This window comes from Kitasatospora sp. NPDC057512 (assembly GCF_042802135.1).
GTDB lineage: Bacteria > Actinomycetota > Actinomycetes > Streptomycetales > Streptomycetaceae > Kitasatospora.
The window spans coordinates 1-2,305 of record NZ_JBHVET010001031.1 but is presented as its reverse complement, the minus strand read 5'-3'; the positions used below and the strand labels follow the sequence as shown (position 1 = coordinate 2,305).

The window sequence follows — 2,305 nt, the reverse complement described above, 5'->3', positions numbered from 1 at the left end:
GCACCAGGGTCCGGCGTACCTCCCGCGCCGGACCCTGGTGCTGCGTGAGTCAGATGAGATCGAAGTCGAACATGCCGGTTGCTGCGGCAGCGATGAAGGAGCTGTGGGCTGCAGCGCTGAAGGCTAGCGCGGGGCCTGCGGGGTCCTTCGAGTCGCGTACGTATCGGATGTCTCCGCTGGTGGCCATCTCAAGGCAGTCGCCGTTGCCGCCGCTGTGAGTGCTCTTCTTCCACCTGATCGTCAGGATGGTGGAGTTGGGGACGAATGTCACTTCAGCCTGTCTTTCTGTGCGGTGATGAACTCAAGCGACTGGTCAAGTGACCAGGCCTCGGCGACGATGTCGCGGAACGCTCGGTCGAAGACGGTGACGCGCTCGGGTTCCTCGACCCACTCACTGGTCAGCAGCCCCTCCAGCAGCACTACGTCGAGATTGCCGTTGGGGAAGCCGAGGACGGAGAACGGGCCGTTCATGCCCTGGTGAACACCGGTCTCCGACGGCATCACCTGGATGGTGATGTTGGGAAGCACCGCGAGCTCAAGCAGCTTCTCCAACTGTTCGCGCATCGTCTGAGCGCCCCCGACCAGACTGCGAATCGCTGTCTCGTGGATGACCGCCTGCATCTCCACCGGCTTGGGCTGGGTGAGGATGGCCTGACGTTCCCTTCGGATCCGGACGCGCGCCTCCACGTCCTCCGAAGTCGCCCCGATCGCCAGCCGGCTGTGGACCGCGCGAGCGTAGCCCGCCGTCTGGAACAGGCCCGGGATGAGCTGTACCTGGTAGGTCCGGAACGTGGTGGCGTCTTCCTCCAGGCTGATCTGGTCGGCCAGCCATGGCGACAGGACCTCCCCGTAGTTGAGCCACCACCCGCGCTTCTTCCCGTCTCGGGCGACTGCCACAAGCGACTCGACAAGCTGCTCGTCGCACTCGTACATCTGAGCCAGCACCCGGACGTCGGCCGGCTTGGCAGCCGACCTGGCCAGCTCTATCCGTGACAACTTCGCGCTGGTGATGCCCGTGGCCTGCTCGACGTCCTCCAGCGTGAGGTGTCGCGTCTCTCTGATCGTACGGAGCTGGCGGCCGAGTTGGCGCTGCCGAACCGTGGCTTCCGCCATGGGTACCCCCAATTCTCGCTATCCAGGCCTGGGTGGCCAGTGTGCCCCGTCAGTCGCGTGGGTCGCCAGCAGCTCCCTGCTCGACATGGCAGCAACTCTCATCACCAAATGAGAATTCATAAATTTCGCGGATGGGCTTGCACTGACGAGGGATCAGCCACCATGCTCAATGTCACGGACCGCAGGGGCACGCCTTCGGTGAGTGACCGGCGGCCGTAACGCCTGAGCACGCGTAGAACGACGGCGAGCGAGACACCTTGCCGCGTCGTGCGGTCGGTTGACCGCTTCCCCGAACACCTGCCGAGAGCCTCGACGGGTGGCTCCCAGCGGAGGTATGCCGTGTATGCCGCAAACAGTGAAAGCTCCGCCGACGAGGCCCGGGGGCCGGACACCCGCCTCACGGCCGACATCGAGTTCCCTGCCGAACGGGAGCGGATCGGCGATCTCCGCCGCTGGGCGAGGACGGTGCTGCCGACGCTCGGCCTGGACGGTCGTCAGCAGGACGCCGTGCTGGACGACGTGCAGCTCGTGCTGAGCGAACTCGGCACGAACGCCGTCGTGCACGGCTGTGGCGGCGAGCGGCCGGACGTGATGCTGACCGCCTGCCTGCGATACGACACGGGTGTGCTGCGGGTGTCCGTGACCGACCCGGGGCTCGGCCGCCCCGAGTACCGGTCGGCCACCAACGAGGCGACCTGCGGACGCGGGCTGATGCTCGTCACGGCGGTCGTGTCCCGCTTCGGCGTCGAGGAGCTCCCCCAGGGCGGCAAGGAGATCTGGGCGGAGATCGGGCTTCCCGAGCAGGTGCGTCCGGCGGCCGCCGTGGGCGAGCAGGTCAGCCTGCGGGTCGCGGCGCCACGCGCGGACGCACTCGTGCGGGAGTTCCGGCCTCGGCCCGCCGTGGGCCGGCCGCCCGGGCAGCCGGCGCCCGACCGAATACCGGCGTGACCGGCGCCTCGTAGGCCTCCGGTAGCACCTGCTGCCTCCGCGCGCGGCTGCCTGCGCGCACTGGTGCCACCGCACTCCGGAACACTCGCCCGGGAACGACACGGCGGCGGGTGACGGAAGAGCACCATCCCGCCCGCACGGGGCGTGCACGCTCACCACGTCCAGGGCCGCTTCCCTCGCTCCCTCCGGGAGAGGGCAGGCCCGGACACCCACAGGGCCCCGTACGAGAGGTGCGGTCCTGCGG

At 68.2% G+C, this 2,305-nt stretch carries 3 protein-coding genes; 1 reads left to right on the top strand and 2 read right to left on the bottom strand.

Annotation, left to right across the window (positions count from 1 at the left end):
• Window positions 1-49: 49 nt before the first annotated feature.
• Window positions 50-271, bottom strand: a complete 222-nt coding sequence (locus ACFU6K_RS37150) for a DUF397 domain-containing protein (RefSeq protein WP_380670791.1) — start codon at window positions 269-271, stop codon at window positions 50-52.
• Complete coding sequence (locus ACFU6K_RS37145; protein WP_380670789.1) at window positions 268-1,113, bottom strand: helix-turn-helix domain-containing protein; 846 nt, start codon at window positions 1,111-1,113, stop codon at window positions 268-270. The genes ACFU6K_RS37150 and ACFU6K_RS37145 overlap by 4 nt, the downstream gene beginning before the upstream one ends.
• Window positions 1,114-1,452: 339 nt before the next feature.
• On the opposite strand from ACFU6K_RS37145, the gene ACFU6K_RS37140 reads away from it, so the two are divergent.
• Window positions 1,453-2,061, top strand: a complete 609-nt coding sequence (locus tag ACFU6K_RS37140) for an ATP-binding protein (protein ID WP_380670787.1) — start codon at window positions 1,453-1,455, stop codon at window positions 2,059-2,061.
• Window positions 2,062-2,305 lie beyond the last annotated feature (244 nt).

What these genes read in the sequence shown, in the direction of transcription:
- ACFU6K_RS37145 (WP_380670789.1), bottom strand. Translation starts at nt 1,113, where the DNA reads ATGGCGGAAGCCACGGTTCGGCAGCGCCAACTCGGCCGCCAGCTCCGT.